Source organism: Candidatus Tiamatella incendiivivens, assembly GCA_015522635.1.
Taxonomy (GTDB): domain Archaea; phylum Thermoproteota; class Thermoprotei_A; order Sulfolobales; family Acidilobaceae; genus Tiamatella; species Tiamatella incendiivivens.
Map to the genome: position 1 here is coordinate 34,009 of WALW01000010.1, position 19,030 is coordinate 53,038.

Sequence of the window (19,030 nt, forward strand, 5' to 3'; positions counted from 1 at the left end):
GCTTATTACTCCCCCAATTTACGCCCTAGCATAGACAACCATGCTATGAATGCTGTGAGCTGAATATCGTCATCTGATCCCTCGACTACCCTGAAATGAATCTCTCCCAGATAGTCAGCTATTAGTATCCTGTATTCCTCAGGTACCTGTATTTTATTTCCAAACAACTCCCGGTGAATTTGCTTCAAGACGTCAGTACCTGCCAACCCGTATTCTATCATAAGCTTCCTAAGCTTCGACCTGGCAAGGTCGAAGTCTCCCTTCAGAGCTGTTTGAACCATCTCTCTTATTTCAACAGGATGGGCAAGGCCAACTACTTTGTAAACCATTGAAACCGTTACCTTCCCAAGAGAAGCAGCTGCTTGAAGCACATTTATAGCCTTCCTCATGTCCCCCTCTGATATGTCGAATATACTTTCTAATGCATCTTCATCATACTCTATACCCTCATTCTCCAATATATATGCAAGCCTGGAAACCACATCTTCCTTGCTAAGCGGTGTAAACCTGAACAACGCGCAGCGACTCTGAATAGGGTCAATAATCCTGGAAGGATAGTTCGCTATGAGTATAAACCTAGTCGAAACCGTATAAAGCTCCATAAGCCTTCTCAGAGCCTGTTGTGCATCACTAGTCATATTATCAGCTTCATCCAATAAAACTATCCTAAACGGTATCCCTGGCGGTGTCCTACTCCTCGCAAACTCCTTAACCTTGCTTCTAATAATATCAATTCCCCTCTCATCCGATGCATTCAACTCCAAGAAATAAGTCCTATAATCTTCCCCATATAGATCATGGGCAAGCGCATGTGCCGCTGTTGTATTATGCAATATTACTGGTCCATAACCTCCAATGAAATTCCCTAGCTCTGGCACAGTTAAATCATACACTACGGTTTCTTCTTCGACGGTTTTAATTGATTTAATATCATCCCAGAATACATCGAGCTGTAAAATATTATTAGTATCATAGAGTGCTTCTGCTATTTCTTTGTACAGTATAAGAAGCCCATCGTAAACAACTTGTCTTAGTTGGTCTAATTTCCTAATCCTATCTGCTCTGATGTTATCTTTTAACATGGTTTTTACCGATGAACCAAACGGATAGAGCCGTCTCCCTACATACTCATAGCTTAGATATTTTCGAATGGAGCCGTCTAAAACGGCCCTGTACTTATTCAACGAATTGACAGAGTCAAGATTATTGATCAGCTTAATTACTGTATTTAAACGCGGTATCCCTTGCTCATTCTTATACTCAAACACTCTGAATCTTCTTCCCATTGAAACTTTTAGTGTGTCGAGTTCTCCTATGATTTGATTCGTCAGGGGTTCAAGCGGATTTCTTAGTACCTCTAGCCTCTGCTCTATATCCATTAATAATCTTTGAAGATCTGGGATGATTTTTGCTGCTAAATTATTGAATGTTTCTACTCCAATTCTTTCTTCTTCTAGGAGCAGCCTCTTTTCTGCTTTTGTAAGATCCCTTGATAGATGCTTACTTAGTTTCGGTATAACTCTCCTCAAGCTATGTGGGATGTAAACAGTATCAACACCATCCATGGTTTCACGGTTTTTCAAGAGACTCATTATAACTGGCTTCTTCTTTGGATGTATAAGACCTATGTTGTTTATAAAAGTGTTTAACTGTTTTTCTCCAGGTACGATTATATTGTAATATACGTTATTTTCGGTTCTTTCTTCTTCAAGCCTTGCAATTACACCTAATATATTAAATGCATACAGCAGATCTAATGCCACAGCTTTACTCGAAGTGTTAATAATAACACCGGTTTTATCAATAGTTCCACCTGCATCCGTATAAGCACGTAAAAATGCCGCAAGTGTTTTCTTTGATTTCCACACAAATGGAGGAATCCCGGCTCCCCCGGCTTTTCTTCCACGAACATCGCTCTTCCCCGTAATATCTTCCACAATATTTCTCTTATTCACCCTAATTCTAAGGGTTCTTCCTATCGGAAATTCCTCCCTCGCATCTGTTCCATAGATTAACTGGAACAATAATTTTACTCTTGAGCGCAGGGTGTGGCCGCTATTATGGAAAGTAACATATGAGCTATTATCCATTGTATTTATATATACGTCACCGTTAGCCAATATGTAACCTGTTAATTCTGCTAAAAGTACTTCCTTTTCTTCTATGATGCTTTCACTTATATTGATAGTCCTAGGAACCGCTATCTTCATATCTTTATCGATCCCGGGAGGTAGCTTCCAATCTATCCTACCATACCTATTCATCACCAAGAGAGGGTGTCTCAGTGTAACTTCTATTTTTCTTCCACTTGAAAGCTCTATTTTCACTATAAAGTTTGTTTTTCCTCTATAGATATGAGATGTTTTAGCTGGAATTATCCTCCCATTCTTACTGAGAGAATAGATAGACACATTTGCCTCTTCAAAGACCTCTTCCCCCTTAACTTTCCTGGATTGTATTATTTCCTCAATTATTTCTCCTATCTTTCTCGGCCCATTATTTGTTAGTACTGGGGTATTATAGGTAACGCATTTACCTGTACCAGGCGGGCCAGCGAATAAAAGGTGCGGCATGTTTTTTTCTCCTATAAATTTCTGCATTCTAATAACTATTTCCTTCTGGTTTATGATGTTTTTCAGCGTCTTGGGACGGTATTTTTCGACCCACAGTAACTCGTATATTTCACTGCTCAACGCTTAAGCACCTTTTTGAAGCGTGGTTTATCCTATTTGTTCATATTTGACTGTTGCGATATAAAACCCTGCGAACTAATGGTTTTGATGGAAACCCTATTATCACAGTTTACACAATATTAATGATAGATGTTGGGGGATTATTGGAGTTGTGGTTCCATGACTGATATTCGTGACAGGCTTAAACTGCTTGAAGGGGATTACGAGTTGGAGCCTGTTAGAGTTCTAGTACTGAGGGAGGCGGAAATACCGGCGCCTTCCGGGGTTACTGTAGTCCAGAGAGGCGAAGAACTAGATCTTCCCAGGTGGCAAGCAAGGAAGCTTCGGGATAGCGGTATAGTCGAGATAAAGGAAGCCGAGATCGGTTCTGAGGAGATCGCTCGAGTTCATTTTACAGAAGTCAACTCTAGAGGCGCGATTCAGTTAGCCCAGCTTCCCCCTAGGTTCTACTTGAAGGTTAGAGAATACATTGAGAACTTGAATAGAGCTATAAAAGAAAACCCTAGTCCCTCATTATTCAATGATAGAGCGAATACAGAGAAGCTTCTCGCGGATATTGTAGACAGGAGGCTTAACAAGATAGTGAGACTTGTTGTTGCAGGCGGTGACGATAGTGTGTTAGATAAGATGACTCCTGAGGAAAAGATATTGTATAAAACGCTTCTTGAAACTTTGAAGACTTGGCGTGAAGGAATCATAGGTTATCTAGGAAGGTGATTAGGCTTTGACTATAGAGGTTGAGTTGGCTGGGAGAGAGGCGTATATAGACTTCCTGAGGAACTTCAGGGATAGAAGCGGTGCTCTGAAATATATGGAGAGAATAAGGAGAATGATTAACCTCAGGCAGAAAAGCCTTATCATAGACTATCTAGACCTCTATACATACAAACTAGACCTTGCAATGGAATTAGTCGAGAATCCGCAGAAGAGCTTAAAGGATGTTGCTGCAGCTATACGGGAAATAGTGTTAGTAGAGGATCCTGAATACGCTGAGAAGGCGGGTGAATTCTATCCTAGAATAAGGGGCCTACCGGAAACAACTCCAATTAGAAGCATCAAAGCCGATTACATTGGTAGACTAGTTCAAGTGGAGGGAATCGTGACGAGAGTCACGCCGATAAAAGAGAAAATGATCAAAGCTGCATACAGGCACGTGATCCAGGACCCTAATTGTGATGGGGAACTCTTCTACTATCCGGAGGAAGGCGAGATAGAGGACAGACTGGAAAGACCGCTCATATGCCCTAGATGCGGCAGGTCCGGCGGGAAATTCGATCTGGTCAGGGAGAGATCAGTCTTTGTTGACTGGCAGAAAATAAGTGTCCAAGAAAAACCGGAGGAAACTCCAGGGGGACAGCTTCCAAGAAGCATTCAAGTAAGGCTAACTCGTGATCTAGTCGATATAGCCAGGCCGGGGGATAGAGTCACAATCGTAGGAACCGTACGCTTAAGCCATGACACGCAGTCTAAACCCTATTTCACACCCTTCATAGAAGCAATATCCGTGAGTGTATCGCAGAAAATGCTGGAAGAGGTAGTGATAACTAGGGAAGACGAGGAGAAAATAAGGGAACTAGCGAGTGACCCATGGATAGTTCAGAAGATCGTTCTAAGCATAGCACCTAGCTTATACGGAATGTGGAGTGAGAAAGAATCCATAGCATACCTCCTATTCGGTGGGGTACCAAAATTCACTCCAGATGGGACAAGGATTAGAGGCGATATACACGTACTACTTGTAGGAGATCCTGGTACAGGTAAATCGCAAATCCTGCAAAGCGCAGTCAAGCTAGCCCCTAGAGGAATATATACTAGCGGTAAAGGATCGACGGCAGCTGGATTGACGGCTGCAGTTCTAAGAGACACGACAACAGGGGAATGGTATCTAGAGGCAGGAGCGCTTGTAATAGCGGATGGAGGAATAGCTGCTATAGACGAGATAGATAAAATGAGGGAAGAGGATAGGAGTGCGATACATGAAGCAATGGAGCAACAGACGGTTAGCATAGCAAAAGCCGGTATAGTCGCTAGCCTGAATAGTAGGACGAGCGTGTTAGCAGCCGGCAACCCTAAGTTCGGAAGATACGATGAGACATTGTCGATACCGGAAAACCTCAACTTACCGCCTCCTATAGTTTCCAGGTTTGATCTAATTTGGCTTCTAAAGGATAAACCCAACGAGAAGAAAGACAGGGCACTTGCAGAGTATGTACTAAATGTTCACAGTGATGTTGACAAGTTTTCACCTCCAGTAAACCCTGACCTACTCAAGAAATACATAAGCTATGCAAGGCGCTATGTCAAGCCTAGGATATCGAGGGAGGCAGCTAAGCTCATAGAGGAGTTCTATGTTAATATGAGGAAGAAAGCCCTGGAATTCGAGAAAACAGGTGAAATGGGTGGAACACCGCCTATACCCATAACAACCAGGCAGCTCGAAGCTCTTATCAGGCTTACTGAGGCTCATGCAAGGCTGAAACTGAAGCAAGTAGCCGACGATGAAGACGCGGCGGCTGCTATCAGGCTTATGGACGAGTTCCTTCACAACATCAATCTTGATGTTGAGACAGGTTTACCTGATATTGATTCTTTGACGACTGGTAGGACGAGGAGGAAGAGGGAGATTATTAAGATGGTTACAAGGATAATAAAGGAGCTGAGTTCAGCTAGCGAGAAGAAGTGTGCTTTAATTGATGATATTTACCAGAGGGCTAGGACTAGGGATATAGGTGACGAGGAGGTGAGAGAAGTTCTAAGACTCCTGAGCTCGGAGGGCTCAGTGTTCTTCAAGACTGAGGGAGGTAAGAGGTGTTATAGCCTCGTAGAATAGTTATAACATGGTCTCTGTATACTTTTAGGAGTGCTAATGGAATTGAAGATAAACGGTAAGCCGCGGAAGCTATTAGAATGCCTGGGAATACGAGAACTATATCCGCCTCAGATAGAGGCGGTTGAGAAAGGCCTGCTCGAGGGTAAGAACCTTCTAGTCACAACTCCTACGGCTAGCGGTAAAACTCTAGTGGCAGCACTAGGCATAGCCTCACAAGTCAATGGAGGAGTATCTAAAGCTTTCTACACTGTTCCCCTGAGAAGTATTGCCTTCGAGAAGAAGATGTTCTTCGAAGCGGTAGGCAGATGTCTTGGTTATAGAGTGGAGACCATCGTAGGAGACCTCGAAGTACCTGAATGGAAGCTCAAGAAAGCTGATATAGTCGTGTCCACCTATGAGAAGATGGATAGTATCATAAGGAAAAACCCGGACTTCCTAACGGAAATAGGCGTCGGCGTCATAGACGAACTCCACTATATATCAGACCCGAAGAGAGGGCCTATTGTAGAACTAATAGTATCAGCACTAAAGTATAAGGCGCCCCAGATACAGCTTATAGGATTATCTGCCACGGTCTCTAATGCAGAGGAAATAGCTGACTGGATCAATGCAAGGCTAGTAAAGACGAACTGGAGGCCAGTTCCCCTAAGAGAAGGAGTGTATAGGGACGGGTTCATATACTATGCTAACGGTAAAACCGAGCCAGTATCTCAGAGAACGGGGAATCCGACAATAGATCTCGTCTTGCAAGTATCAAGTAAAGGGGGCCAAAGCATAGTCTTCGTCCAGAGCCGCAGGAAAGCAGTAAGCCTAGCCAAGAAAATAACATCAAAACACAAGCATCTAAACTACGATCATAAAAACTCGTTAGAAGCTGCGGAGAGAATAAAGAAAACGTCTGAGAGAACAGAGCTAAGTGAGATACTATCCTCACTAGTATCCAAGGGAGTATCATTCCACCATGCAGGGCTCTCCAACCAGCAGAGAACCGCAATAGAGGATGCCTTCAGAAGGCAGGGAATAAACGTCATAGTGGCAACACCGACGCTTGCCGCCGGTGTAAATCTGCCTGCGAGATATGTAGTTGTAGATGAATACGTAAGGTATGAGGAAGGCTTCAGGACACCGATAAGCGTATCTGAGTACAAGCAATTAGCTGGTAGAGCAGGCCGCCCCGGATATGACGAAGTTGGTACAGCAGTTATCGTAGCCAGACCATCAGACGATCCTGAGGAGTTAATTGACTATTACATCAAAAGACAGCCTGAGCCTTTGCACAGTAAATTAGCGAATAAAAGGGTTCTCAGAATAATATTGTTAGCCTCAATAGCATCTGGGTTAGCTAGGAGGAACAAGGATATAGATAAGCTGGTAATGAACACTCTATACGCAGCCCAGACACAGAGTAGGACGATCATAAGCTTCATACTAAAAGAATCTATCAAAGATCTAGCCAAATGGAATATGATTGTAGAAGAGAGAGGTATTTACCAGCCAACCCGTCTAGGCCTCTTAACCAGTCTACTCTACCTTGATCCTATGTCTTCTAAATTCATAACGGAATACTTGAGGAAAAGGCCTCTCAAGAGTGTTTTCGGTATACTGCACCTGGTATCAATGACAGAAGACGCTCAGCTGGTTAGGCTGCAGAGAAGAGATATAGAAGCACTATACAAGCTTATAGATGAAAGGTATTCAGAGCTTATAGTGGCACCCGAGAAATTCATAGATGATGAAGCTAGGTATCTTCAGGCTGTGAAAACTGCTGCACTCCTTGAGGACTGGGTTAACGAAACTCCTCTCAAAGACATTGAGTCCAAATATAATGTCGGCCCTGGCGATGTCTCATCTATCGTTGAGACAAGTGTTTGGCTAGTATACTCGGTCTCCAGGATAGTGGCACTCTTCCCGGAGACCCAGGATTTACAAGGGTTTGCTAAGAGGCTGGAGGAAAGGCTTAAGTATGGTGTCAAAGAAGAGGTCCTCGAGCTGACTAGGATAAGGGGAGTAGGTAGAGTGAGAGCCAGATTGCTCTATAAATACGGGTATAAGACTGTTGCTGATCTAAAGAAGGCTGAATTGGAGGATTTAGTTAAGATACCTACAATAGGCTATATAGTAGCCCGCGAGATCCTCGAGCAACTAGGTGTCCATGTGGAGGGGTCAGAGGAGAAAGAGAAAATTGAAAGGCATGGGATACTTTCATTCACCTAGACTTCGAGGAATACGGGCTCCTCGTCGGTTGAAACCATACCTTTATACTTGTCAAGATTTTTCCTAACGAATAATGGTAAACTCCTCATCCATAGTAGGGACTGGAAATCAAGCGTCTCAAGCCCACCTTTAATTCTCTTCACTCTATTATTAAAAGTCTCCTCATCGAGTGATGACAGTCTATACTTCATGCCTGTAAGATTGAACCCCCACATACTGTCAAACCCCCTCATATACGTCATATATGGTTCAACCCGATCGAACACCGATTCTAGGGTGGATTTTATTATCCCCATAGCGCGAGGAGTCGACGTTGGGCTGGTGCTCTGCGTAACGAATATACCGTCACTAGAAAGAAGCTCCTTCAGCTTCATATAGAACTCTCTAGTATAAAGCTTAACAGCAGGGCCGGCCTCGAGAGGGTCAACCAAATCACCTATAATAACGTCGAACTCTTCCTTACTAGCGTTCTCAAACACGTATCTTCTAGCATCTTCGATTAACAGTTCAAGCCTCTCATCCTCAAACGATCCCTGATGCCACTCCGGGAGTAGTTTCTTAGCAAGCTCAATTAACTCGTTGTCAATATCGACCATAACCACTCTTTCAACCGTGTTGTATTTAAGAGCTTCTCTAGCAGTAGCACCCTCTCCGCCTCCCAGGATTAAAACCCTTCTAGGGTTCGGGTGGAGCAGCATAGGTGGGTGGACGAGAGCTTCATGGTAAACCTTCTCATCGAGAAGGGTGGACTGAATCTTACCGTCCAAGATAAGCGATTTACCGTAAACTCCTAAATCCATAACCTCAACCCGCTGGTGCTTCGTTGACCCGGTATAGTACACTTTGAACACCTTAGTCAGATGGCCATCATCCAGGGTATCCCATTCAACATGCCAGTTCCAGTAATACATCCCTGTATCTTTCAAGATATACCACCTCTATTCAACCCTTGAAGATTGTGTTTAATAAGAATAAAGGGTTGACGTTGTTACTACCGTTGCTCTGCTAAGAAAGGGAAAGATGTTTTTAATGTAATTGTCATATACAAACCACCGTAGTTTTGTGCTGACATTGAAAGGGTTGGGAGAGGCATGGCAAAATGGCTGGAACTAATATTGTATGGATACATCACTTCTGGCATACGGAGGATCTAGAGCCAATAGTATATATTTTGGCCACATTAGCAGTAATTGGAATCCTATACGGTTTCTATAAGCACTACAAGCTCTGGACTTACGGAGGCCAGAAAATACCGTTTAACCAGCTGGGTAAAAGGACTTGGAATCTCGTTAAATATGCTCTTTTACAGTATAAGGTGATAATGAAGCCTTGGGCTGGGACTATACATCTTCTCATATACCTAGGTATGGCATGGCTTCTGATAGCAACCTTGTTGAGAGCAGTAGACCTCCATGTGGTTAATATACTAACTGGAGATGTTTACAAAACCTATAAGCTACTCAACAACCTAGCAGGCCTATCAGTTATAGTGGGAAGCATTCTCGCTATAATAAGAAGGGCAAGCGGCCAAGACAACTTGCCGCAGGATAAAGTATACTATGTAATACACTTATCCTTCCTAACAATAGCGACGACAGGCCTCTTCTTAACAGGTATGAATGATGCTGGCTATAGAATTGCGGAGGGAGCTTCGAGCCCTTACTTTGACCCGGTAGGATACCTTATTGGGAAGTGGATGCTAGGCGTGAGTACATCGACACTAATTCTCGCGTATAGAATAACTTGGGTTACACATCTAACTATCGTAATGGCTACTTTAGCAACGCTTCCCTGGACTAATCTATGGCATATACTCGCTGGAAGTGCAAACGTTGCCTATACTAGGGAGAGTATGGTTGATTTCGTGGAGATCGAGGATATAGAGAAGAAAGTTGATGAAGGAGAAACGTTTGGAATAGTCAAGCTGGCGGATACAAGCTGGAAGCAGAGAATGGATTATGACGCTTGTACAAGCTGTATGAGATGTACTAACGCCTGTCCAGCTTTTAACGGTGGTAAACCGCTCTCGCCGAGGGACTTGTTAATCACTATGAGAAACCTTATGCTAGAAGGTAAGTGGGATGACAAAGTAATCGGGGATGATGAAGGTAAAATACATCCAGATACCGTATGGAGTTGTGTTACATGTGGTGCGTGTATCTATCAGTGCCCCGTATTGAACAACCATGTTGATACGATCCTTAACCTCAGGAGAGGACTAGTCAGTGAGTATAGCATACTGGAAAGCGAGGAGGCCGAGAAGGCTATACCTGAGGATGCTAGGAACGCCCTCTACAATATGATGCAAATGGGTAATCCCTTCGGATTTAACCCTGCTGACAGGGAGGACTGGATTAACGAGCTAGCAGGGAAATTTGGAGATGATATTATAGCACAGCCGGATGAAGAATATGACTACCTATACTGGATAGGATGTGTGACGAGCTATGATCCTAGGATCAGGCCTGTAGCTGAGAGCTTGATAAAGATCCTGAAGAAAGTGGGGTATAAGGTTGGTGTCATAACGGATGAGGCATGCTGCGGGGAGCCGGCGAGGAGAATGGGGGACGAATTCCTTTTCAGCGAAACAGCTAAACAGAACCAGGAGATACTAGGTCAATACAAATTCAAGAAACTACTGGTCTCATGCCCACATGGATACCACGTATTCAAGAATGAATACAGGAAATACGGTATAAACCTAGAAGTTGAGCATCACTCAATACTACTTGCCCGCCTAATAAAGGAAGGGAAGATCAAGCCAAGCAAAGAAGTTAGAATAGCATTAACATATCACGATCCCTGCTATCTTGGAAGATGGAACGGCCACTTCGACGAACCTAGAGCGGTGATAAAGAGCATACCAGGCGTAGAGCTGAAGGAAATGCCTAGAAACCGTGAAAACAGCTTCTGCTGCGGTGGCGGAGGAGGTCAGATGTTTTACGAGATCAAACAAGGAGAGAGGCTGGCTACTATAAGAGCAAAGGAGGCGAGTGAGACCGGTGCTAAGGTAGTGGCTGTAGCTTGCCCATACTGTAATACAATGTTCAGAGCGGAAGTAGATCAGTTCGGCATGGAGGTCAAGGACATAGCTGAAATACTGGCAGAATCACTTGAGGATGCTGGGGGAGAATCCGGCAGCCAATAATGAAACCCTAATTTTTAACTTCGCATACATCTTTCCAGGTCTTTAACCTATAAACTAGAATGTACATTCATATTATTTGGTGACCACTTATTGGATGATCTCCTAGTTAAGCCTGGAACACACCTTATGAGAGACCTGGGAGACAAAAGGGTATCGAACAAGCTGGATTCACTAGAGAATTCTAATATAGTATTGGTTGGAGTTCCTTGGGACTGGAATGTAACTGGGAGACCTGGATCAAGGTTCTCCCCTCAAACCGTAAGGAAATACTTGTACTCGCTAACAACGTTCCACCCCATATTAGGAGACTTCGACTGTGAAATATATGACGCTGGGGATATTCGCATAGCTTCTGGGGATTGGAGTACTAGTAGGGAAAGAATAACTAGTGTAATGAAGAAACTATTCACATACAATGATAAAACTATGGTTATCATAGGTGGGGATCATAGTATAACAGGAGCAGTACTACGCGGATTACTAGAATCAGGTAAAGTCGGTTTACTATTCTTCGACGCCCACTACGATATGAGAAAGCTAGAGGAAGGATACAGTAGTGGTACATGGCTCAGGGAATTATACGGGAAGTATGGCTCGAATAACTTGAAAACAGCCCTAGTAGGTGTCCTAGAATACAGTAATCCACCCTACCTTGCCGAGCTAGCTGTTAAATACGGTGTGAAAACAACCAGTCTCAATGATATCCTTCGAGACGGGATGAAGCCGGCATTCAAAGCAGTCGACTGGTTAGCCGATGAAAAACTAGACTACTATTATATAAGCGTAGATATGGATCATCTGGATCAGGCATACGCTCCCGGGGTTAATGCACCGTCACCTATAGGAATGAACCCCAGGGAAACGCTAGCCATCCTCGAATATGCTGTTAAGAAATTGAATCCGAGAGGAATAGACTTCACTGAAGTATCCCCTCTTGTCGACTTAAACGATATAACTAGCAGGTTGACTGCTAGTTTAGTAATGCATGCTATGCATTTCATCTGCAGAGGTAGTATAGGTTGAAGGAGAAGGTAGACCTTGTCATATATAACGTAGGGGAACTAGTAACATTCAATAATACCGTTCCTGGAGATGTATCTGAGGAGAATGCTGGGATACTAAGGGACGCGTCTATAGCGGTGAAAAACGGGGTAATATGGGATGTGGGTGATACTGATGAGCTGCTTGGAAAATACGTGGGAGAACTAGTAGATGCTCAAGGCAACCTTGTTACTCCAGGGTTAATAGATACACATACCCACATGGTTTTCGCTGGAAGCCGGGAGGACGAATTTGAGTATAAAATAATGGGTTTGAGCTATGAGGAAATCCTAGGAAAGGGAGGCGGTATTTATAGGACTGTTAACGCTACCCACCAAGCCACAGTAGACGAGCTTGTCTTGAGGGGGCTAGAGATTCTAGGTGAAATGATTCAGCATGGATCAACAGTAGTTGAGATCAAGGGAGGATACGGTCTTGACTTGGATGGGGAAATTAAAATAATGGAAGCTGCTAATATAATTTCCACAAAAACTCCTGCGGGAATAATTCCGACAATGCAAGCCCATGTAATTCCATGTGAATATAAGAATGACCGGAAAGCATACATAGATTACTATGTAAACAAAATGCTAGTAGAGGCGTCGGAAAGAAAACTGGCTGTGTACTCTGACGTCTTCTGCGACAAAGGAGCATTCACACCCAGTGAAACCAAGTATATACTAGAGGAGAGCCTCAAACTAGGATTCAAACTAAGGATCCATGCAGACCAGCTCGCATATATAGGCTGTAGCAAGATAGCAGGGGATCTTCCCGTAGATGCCATGGATCACTTAGACTATATGCCACCAGAGAATGCTAGGATATTAGCTCATAAGGGTGTTGCAGCCGGATTGACCCCTACGTCTGAACTAGCTATGTTCTCAACGGGGCATCCGCCGGTTGAGGAGTTAAGGAAATTGAAAGTCCCTATCGCGTTGGGAACGGATTATAACCCTAATAACATGACACCTAACATCCAACTGGTAATGGATTTAGCGACATACAAGTACAGATTAACTCCCTTAGAAGCCCTAGCCGGTGCTACGGTAAATGCTGCATACAGTCTGAGGATCCATGATTCCAGAGGCAGGATTAGGAAAGGATATAGAGCAGATATCGTGATCTGGAGGATTCCAAGTCACAGGTGGATAGGGTATCTGTGGGGAGTGAATAAGGTTGAAAAAGTCTATGTATCTGGAAAAGAGGTATGGAGGAGGAATTATTGACTTTTCTTCTTATCCATATATTCTATGTAAGGTAGCTTTACACCCTTCTCGCGGGCTATCCTTATAGACTTCTCGTAACCCGCGTTTGCATGTCTCATTATACCGCTCCCAGGGTCAGTAGTGAATACTCTCCCGGCACGGATGTCCATTTCTTCACTTCCATCAAGCACAACGCTTAATCCTGCGTGAATACTGTAACCTACGCCGACTCCGCCACCATGGTGTACTGCAACCCAGGTTGCTCCCGCTACAGCATTCAGCAGAGCATTGAGGAGAGGCCAATCCGCTATAGCATCACTACCATCCTTCATTCCCTCCGTCTCTCTATACGGGCTTGCGACACTACCACTATCCAAGTGGTCTCTACCTACCCATACCGGCCCTGAGAGCTCTCCACGTCTTACCATGTTATTAACTATTTTAGCCCACCTGCCCCTCTCACCATATCCAAGCCAGCATACTCGGGCGGGTAGTCCTTGGAATTTAACGTATTTACGGGCTTTCCCAATCCACCTAGTTAGCTCTTTATTATAGCTGAACTCGCTGAGTATCATGTCATCTATCTTGTATATATCATTGGGGTCTCCGACGAGGCTCGTCCACCTGAATGGGCCTCTTCCTTCCTCGAATAACGGTCTAATATATGCTACAACGAAGCCAGGGTACTCGAATGCATCCTTGAACCCTGCATCGTACGCTCTTTTCCTTATATTGTTCCCATACTCGAATGCAATACTTCCACGCCTCTTCATCTCAACAATCGCTTCCACTTGCTTCTCCATGCTCTCCATACTCATCTCAGTATACTTCTCCGGGTTCTCTTCCCTCAGCACTGCTGCTTCCCCAACAGTGAGGCCTTCCGGTACGTATGCGAGAGGATCGTGTGCAGGGGTCTGGTCAGTAACTATATCTGGTATGATGGCATTCTTAACAAGCTGATAGTAAACTGTCGCAGCGTTCCCTAGCAAGCCTATGCTGAGAGGCTCCCTTTTCTCCTTCGCTTTAAACGCCATATCTAGTGCTTTGTCTAGGCTATCCGTCCAAGTATTAAGCTGGCTCAGCTTTAACCTTCTCTCAATCATTCTTTTATCGACTTCGACATCAATCACGACACCACCATTCATAGTTACTGCTAACGGTTGAGCACCGCCCATTTCCCCTAATCCTGCTGTTAAAACTAACTTGCCTTCCAGGGTTCCATCATAATGGGACTTGGCTACTGTAGCGAACGTCTCGTATGTTCCTTGAAGTATTCCCTGCGTTCCTATATAGTTCCAGCTGCCAGCAGTCATTTGCCCATACATTATAAGGCCTTTTGCCTCCAACTCTCTGAAGTACTCCCAAGTAGCCCATTTAGGTACAAGGTTACTGTTAGCTATGAGTACTCTTGGCGAATGCCTGTGCGTCCTGAATATTCCTGCTGCACGGCCGCTTTGGACGAGCAGAGTCTCATCATCTTCCAAGGATAGAAGGGCTTCAACTATTGCCTCGAAATCACCCCAGCTTCTAACTGCCCTCCCAGTCCCACCGTATACTATAAGGTTCTTAGTGTCCTTAGCGACCATAGGGTCTAGTACATTGAATAACATACGGAGAGCTCCTTCTATCTGCCAACTGGCAGTGTGGAGTTCAGGTCCAGTGATTATATTTACTGTCCTGGCTTCAGGGTCATAGAATCCTTGTGAGATGAGGTCTTCTAATGTTGAGTGTGGCAAGAATTATCACCAATAATAGATTATCGGTGACTTGGAGAATTATATTTTTGTGAAAGGTAGTTGGGGAATTATTTCCGGTTTTCTTTAAGTGAGAGGCAGACTGTGTCACCGGCTAACTCGTCTAGTATATATAGCAGGTCTTCTGTTTTAGCTTTGAGGTCAGGGTATCTCTCTGCATTTTCAGCCATGAGGTTGTTTACCTTCCTCCTTATCCCTTGGTATAAATGTATTCTTTTAAGGCTCTCTGACAAGTAGCTTCCTACTGCTTCCCTGAACGCTATGATAGTTTTACTAATTATAGACCACGCCGTTTCGTCTCCCTGGTATCTAGCTGCTATCCAGGCTAGACCTGACATAATTCTCGGGAGAACGCCGAGTATTGATGAAGCGGAGTGCCTGGACATTCTGTCTCCCTCTCTTACAGATGTTTGCGAGCATGTTTTGTTTATTGATAATCTATAGAAGTTGTGGAGCCTGTCTAGGGTTCCGAGTGTTTCCTCTATTCTATTATTGTCTACTCTACCCGTTTCATACGAGTCTCTTATCGTCTCGACTAGGTTCTGGTATTCTACGAATATTCTCCTAAGATATTTCTGCGGATCTGTTCCATCGTCTCTGAATCCTATTACGACGGTATTATACTCTTCCCGCACGCCTGCTACATAAGATAGTTTTTCAGCGATTCCAATTATATCCTCCGGCTTCTGATAGCTGGCGGCATACTCTATTCTTATAGAATTATACCCATTCAAATACGCGCACTTAATCATCCTTTCCAAACCAAGCTCTTTAACGTTCTTGGTATACTTTGTAGTTACCTGCTCCTTAATACAAGGCTTCCTACTGCTTCCAGGTAATATCTTCAAGTGGCCTCCTTCATCCACCATGTATATAGGATCCCCAGGCTTCAGATTGTTCTTCCTAGCCCAGTTTTTGGGAAGCGTAACGACCAAGCTACTGCTACCCAGTCTCTGTATTTTCCTCGTTTCAACCACGAGTGTCAAGGCTTATTCCCAAGTTACCATTGTAGCTCTACAAATAAAAGTTTAACTCATGTTAAATATCTAATAGAGAACTAAAAACTCTCCCATCCACCCGAGCCTTCGAAACCAGATAATACAACACCTGGCTCTCCCTTCCCGGCAAGACCCACAACCCTACAAGCCCACATACCAGAAGCGAACCCGCTACAGTAACCGAGAAAATCATCTACACAATCATTAGAAACCAATAGAAACAAGTTGTAATCCTCCCCAACACTAAGCTTTCTCCAATCACCATCAGCAACAGACAAAGCTTCCTCGTCAAACCACAAATCGCTAACAACTAATCCAACCCCAGAACCCTCAGCTAGAAACCTCAGCGAATATAGGAAACCATCACTATTATCAATAACAGCCCTCACACACTTATGGGAAACTACGTAAGGAATCCAACTAGGAATAACTGGTCTCACACTCCACCCCATCACACTTGGAAAATCCTCAACGGACAAGCCTTCCTTATAGATATAATATGCAGCACTACCCAATCCAATAGAACCAAGCTGAATAACGGCGTCTCCAGGAGAACCTCCACTCCTATCTAAGAGCCTTCCAGCTAAACTTTTTCCTACAGCAAAAACATCTATCCAAGCATCACAACTGCACCTATTGGTATCCCCGCCAACAAGTTTACCTCCATAGAAACCAACTGCTTCCCTAATCCCACGAGTTAATTCCTCGGCATTCTCCCGTGATCCCACACCTATAGAGGCAAGATAGAAGACTGGAAGACCACCAGAGGAATATACATCCGATATAGCCGACGTAACAGCCTTCCACCCTAGATCCTCTAAGGACATCCAAGGATACAATGCTTCCTCAGCAGAGTAACCGTCGACTTTGAACATCCAGCCAGACTCGTAGTAGGCGTCTGCATCTGGAATACTCAACTCTCTTAACAACCTGTATATGAACTCATGCTCACTCAATCTTTACCCCAGAGAAAATATCTGGCCGGCTGTAAACTATAAACACCTAACACATCCCGAGGAATCAGATTACTTATATACCCTTCGATCCACGCGGAGGAAAGAGCCCAAAAGTACTCCATCCAAATAAGAATCGCGGACCTATATGGGTCCAGCATATAAGATGTGAAACACATGAAGAACAAGAAAATGGGAGCAATCGTTCCATTGTTACTACTTGCAGTCTTGGCTGTAGGTATGTTCGGTGGAGCAATGGCTCTCTGGTGGGAAAGACTCAACGTCGATGTAACCGTTAACACAGGATCATTAGACGCTCAATTAAGCGTTGAAGGCTCTGGTGATAACGAAATAGCCTTAGCTCAAGCAGCAGGTGAAGATGACCCAACAGTCAAAAATGTATCATACATAACTTGTACACTGGCTGAAGATGGTAATAGCATAGACATTGTAGTAGAAAACGCTTACCCTAGTATAACATACTACTGTGACATAAACCTAGAGAATACTGGTACAATACCCTTCAAGGTATACGGAACACCTACGATTGAAGGCAACATAACTAGTGTCTTAGCAAATGATAGTGGATTAGTGAATGGTACGATCTATGATGGATTACAGATGCACCCTGGTGACATAGTATACGACACAATAGTTATACACTTAACAAACGATGCTCTAGAGAACTCAGTCTACACTGGACATATGAACATAACCGTCGAACAGTGGAACGAATACCCTGCAACACCCCCTAGCTAATGCTAGGACATTGAGGTGAACTATTAATACTATGAGCCTGGGAAACCTGGGCTCTATTCCAAATATGGATTAGGTGAAAAATGAAATGAATAAAAATGAGAGAAAAGCCGCTCTACCACTAGGCTTACCGCTACTACTAGCGCTTATACTAGCATCGATCGGCGGAGCATCAGCATTATGGTATAAAACCATGACGACAGATGTAACCGTTCATACAGGCGAGCTCGACTGGGAATTCAGGAACAATACAGTATTCGACTCAGATCCTTGTGCGGATCCACTAGGAAATAATATGACCTGGCCTGACTCTAACGCGTTTCCTCCAAACTATAATGTAGTTATAGCTCCGGAGGGTAAGGATGTTGGATGTACAGGAATCCACTTAGCAGACATGGATGGCGACGGCGACTATGATACATTGAATGTGACACTAAATAATGTGTACCCTTACTATGCAACTGAAGTAGACTTTAGAGTATGGAATATAGGGACTATACCGCTGAAAATATGGAGAATACAAGTCATACTAGACAACGGTACGATATACGAGTTCACTGAAGAGAACCCTAACCAGGTAGAAAATGAAGGACTATACTTAGATCTAAACAATGATACAAAACCTGACGTGCTCTTCCTATGGGGAGACAATTTCGGGAACCAGCTTGAAACTGGGCAAAATGCAGATATCAGTCTACACATAGTAGTACTACAAACGGCCCCTCAGGGTGCAACACTGCACTTCATGATAGGATTAGACGCGGTTCAATGGAACGAATATAATGAAGTAGTCCCTCAATCGGGAACATAATCCGAAGAGGGATTAAAATGAACCCTTTTTTAAAATCAATACCGGTTTATTCGCTTAAACTAGGCTTTCTTTTTGTTATTGTTATTCTAACATTAACTGTTATACCGGGAGCTTCAAGTCTTTGGTATGAGAAGTTACACACTAACATAACAGTGAAAACAGGGGATTGGAGTCATCCAAGATCGAAGGGATATTGGTGCCATGCACTATCCTCGAGCCTCTGCGGATGCCACGGTAATCATGGCAATAATAATGCATTTCCAACGTATTCGCAGCTTACAAATTATTTACGGGATATAGGAAATAGATCCAATGTATTTACATTCAATGGAACTGACTTTGAGAACGTAAAAACTGCTATTCATATACTTCAGTGCTGTAATACAGGATGTAATGCCTGGAACCATAATTCAATGGAGAATAAGTTGAAAGCACAGCTTCTAGCAGTTTGGCTGAACGTAGTATCGGGCTATGGTGATGGCTACAAGCTAGATCTAGGCAACACTACAGTGCTGACTGGAGAAGAGATAATAAATATGTCAGAGACCGCTCTTCTGAATAATAATACACCGAGTTATGAGTCATTGAAGAACATCTGTGAGGAATACAATACTAGGTGGGAATAAC

The 19,030-nt window shown here is 43.7% G+C and carries 14 protein-coding genes and 1 pseudogene; 9 read left to right on the forward strand and 6 right to left on the reverse strand.

Going from position 1 to position 19,030, the window contains the following annotated elements:
• Positions 1–5: 5 nt before the first annotated feature.
• Positions 6–2,483 carry a replication factor C small subunit gene (locus F7B60_02230; GenBank protein ID MCE4614337.1) on the reverse strand — a complete coding sequence of 826 codons (2,478 nt, stop codon included), beginning with the start codon at positions 2,481–2,483 and terminating at the stop codon, positions 6–8.
• Between the two features lie 48 nt (positions 2,484–2,531).
• Positions 2,532–2,693: pseudogene (gene rfc, locus F7B60_02235) on the reverse strand (replication factor C small subunit).
• 159 nt (positions 2,694–2,852) lie between these two features.
• Between rfc and F7B60_02240 the strand changes: the two are divergent.
• The 3 genes from F7B60_02240 to F7B60_02250 are packed head-to-tail and all read left to right on the forward strand — an operon-like array spanning position 2,853 to position 7,737.
• Positions 2,853–3,410 carry a DNA replication complex GINS family protein gene (locus F7B60_02240; protein MCE4614338.1) on the forward strand — a complete coding sequence of 186 codons (558 nt, stop codon included), beginning with the start codon at positions 2,853–2,855 and terminating at the stop codon, positions 3,408–3,410.
• Between the two features lie 7 nt (positions 3,411–3,417).
• Positions 3,418–5,523, forward strand: coding sequence for a minichromosome maintenance protein MCM (locus F7B60_02245; GenBank protein MCE4614339.1), 2,106 nt, complete (start codon positions 3,418–3,420; stop codon positions 5,521–5,523).
• 42 nt (positions 5,524–5,565) lie between these two features.
• The gene (locus tag F7B60_02250; GenBank protein MCE4614340.1) at positions 5,566–7,737 is read left to right on the forward strand and encodes a DEAD/DEAH box helicase; all 2,172 of its coding nucleotides are present in this window, start codon (positions 5,566–5,568) and stop codon (positions 7,735–7,737) included.
• On the opposite strand, the gene F7B60_02255 is transcribed toward F7B60_02250, so the two are convergent.
• Complete coding sequence (locus F7B60_02255) at positions 7,734–8,663, reverse strand: fused MFS/spermidine synthase (GenBank protein ID MCE4614341.1); 930 nt, start codon at positions 8,661–8,663, stop codon at positions 7,734–7,736. The two genes, F7B60_02250 and F7B60_02255, sit on opposite strands and share 4 nt — an antisense overlap.
• Positions 8,664–8,836: 173 nt before the next feature.
• On the opposite strand from F7B60_02255, the gene F7B60_02260 reads away from it, so the two are divergent.
• From F7B60_02260 to hutI, 3 genes are all read left to right on the forward strand, one after another.
• Entirely contained in the window at positions 8,837–10,885 is a 2,049-nt protein-coding gene (locus F7B60_02260) for a 4Fe-4S dicluster domain-containing protein (GenBank protein ID MCE4614342.1), read from the forward strand.
• A 90-nt stretch (positions 10,886–10,975) separates the two neighbouring features.
• Complete coding sequence (locus F7B60_02265; GenBank protein MCE4614343.1) at positions 10,976–11,908, forward strand: agmatinase family protein; 933 nt, start codon at positions 10,976–10,978, stop codon at positions 11,906–11,908.
• Positions 11,905–13,152, forward strand: coding sequence for an imidazolonepropionase (gene hutI, locus F7B60_02270; GenBank protein MCE4614344.1), 1,248 nt, complete (start codon positions 11,905–11,907; stop codon positions 13,150–13,152). The genes F7B60_02265 and hutI overlap by 4 nt, the downstream gene beginning before the upstream one ends.
• Here the strand turns inward: hutI and hutU are convergent.
• From hutU to F7B60_02285, 3 genes are all read right to left on the reverse strand, one after another.
• Positions 13,146–14,867: a urocanate hydratase gene (gene hutU, locus F7B60_02275; protein ID MCE4614345.1), complete on the reverse strand. Its 1,722-nt coding sequence runs from the start codon at positions 14,865–14,867 to the stop codon at positions 13,146–13,148. The two genes, hutI and hutU, sit on opposite strands and share 7 nt — an antisense overlap.
• Before the next feature lie 68 nt (positions 14,868–14,935).
• Positions 14,936–15,871 (reverse strand): AbrB/MazE/SpoVT family DNA-binding domain-containing protein, encoded by a 936-nt coding sequence (locus F7B60_02280; protein ID MCE4614346.1) that lies wholly within the window; start codon positions 15,869–15,871, stop codon positions 14,936–14,938.
• Between the two features lie 71 nt (positions 15,872–15,942).
• Positions 15,943–16,839 (reverse strand): AIR synthase related protein, encoded by an 897-nt coding sequence (locus F7B60_02285; protein ID MCE4614347.1) that lies wholly within the window; start codon positions 16,837–16,839, stop codon positions 15,943–15,945.
• A 174-nt stretch (positions 16,840–17,013) separates the two neighbouring features.
• On the opposite strand from F7B60_02285, the gene F7B60_02290 reads away from it, so the two are divergent.
• The 3 genes from F7B60_02290 (at position 17,014) to F7B60_02300 (ending at position 19,029) form a co-directional block, all read left to right on the forward strand.
• The gene (locus tag F7B60_02290; protein ID MCE4614348.1) at positions 17,014–17,595 is read left to right on the forward strand and encodes a hypothetical protein; all 582 of its coding nucleotides are present in this window, start codon (positions 17,014–17,016) and stop codon (positions 17,593–17,595) included.
• Between the two features lie 85 nt (positions 17,596–17,680).
• Positions 17,681–18,403, forward strand: a complete 723-nt coding sequence (locus F7B60_02295; GenBank protein ID MCE4614349.1) for a hypothetical protein — start codon at positions 17,681–17,683, stop codon at positions 18,401–18,403.
• A gap of 17 nt (positions 18,404–18,420) precedes the next feature.
• Positions 18,421–19,029, forward strand: a complete 609-nt coding sequence (locus tag F7B60_02300; protein ID MCE4614350.1) for a hypothetical protein — start codon at positions 18,421–18,423, stop codon at positions 19,027–19,029.
• Position 19,030: the final 1 nt, after the last annotated feature.

Coding starts and splice junctions, on each gene's coding strand:
- F7B60_02295 (MCE4614349.1), top strand. CDS start 17,681: ATGAATAAAAATGAGAGAAAAGCCGCTCTACCACTAGGCTTACCGCTA.
- F7B60_02260 (MCE4614342.1), top strand. CDS start 8,837: ATGGCTGGAACTAATATTGTATGGATACATCACTTCTGGCATACGGAG.
- F7B60_02240 (MCE4614338.1), top strand. CDS start 2,853: ATGACTGATATTCGTGACAGGCTTAAACTGCTTGAAGGGGATTACGAG.
- F7B60_02290 (MCE4614348.1), top strand. CDS start 17,014: ATGAAGAACAAGAAAATGGGAGCAATCGTTCCATTGTTACTACTTGCA.
- F7B60_02300 (MCE4614350.1), top strand. CDS start 18,421: ATGAACCCTTTTTTAAAATCAATACCGGTTTATTCGCTTAAACTAGGC.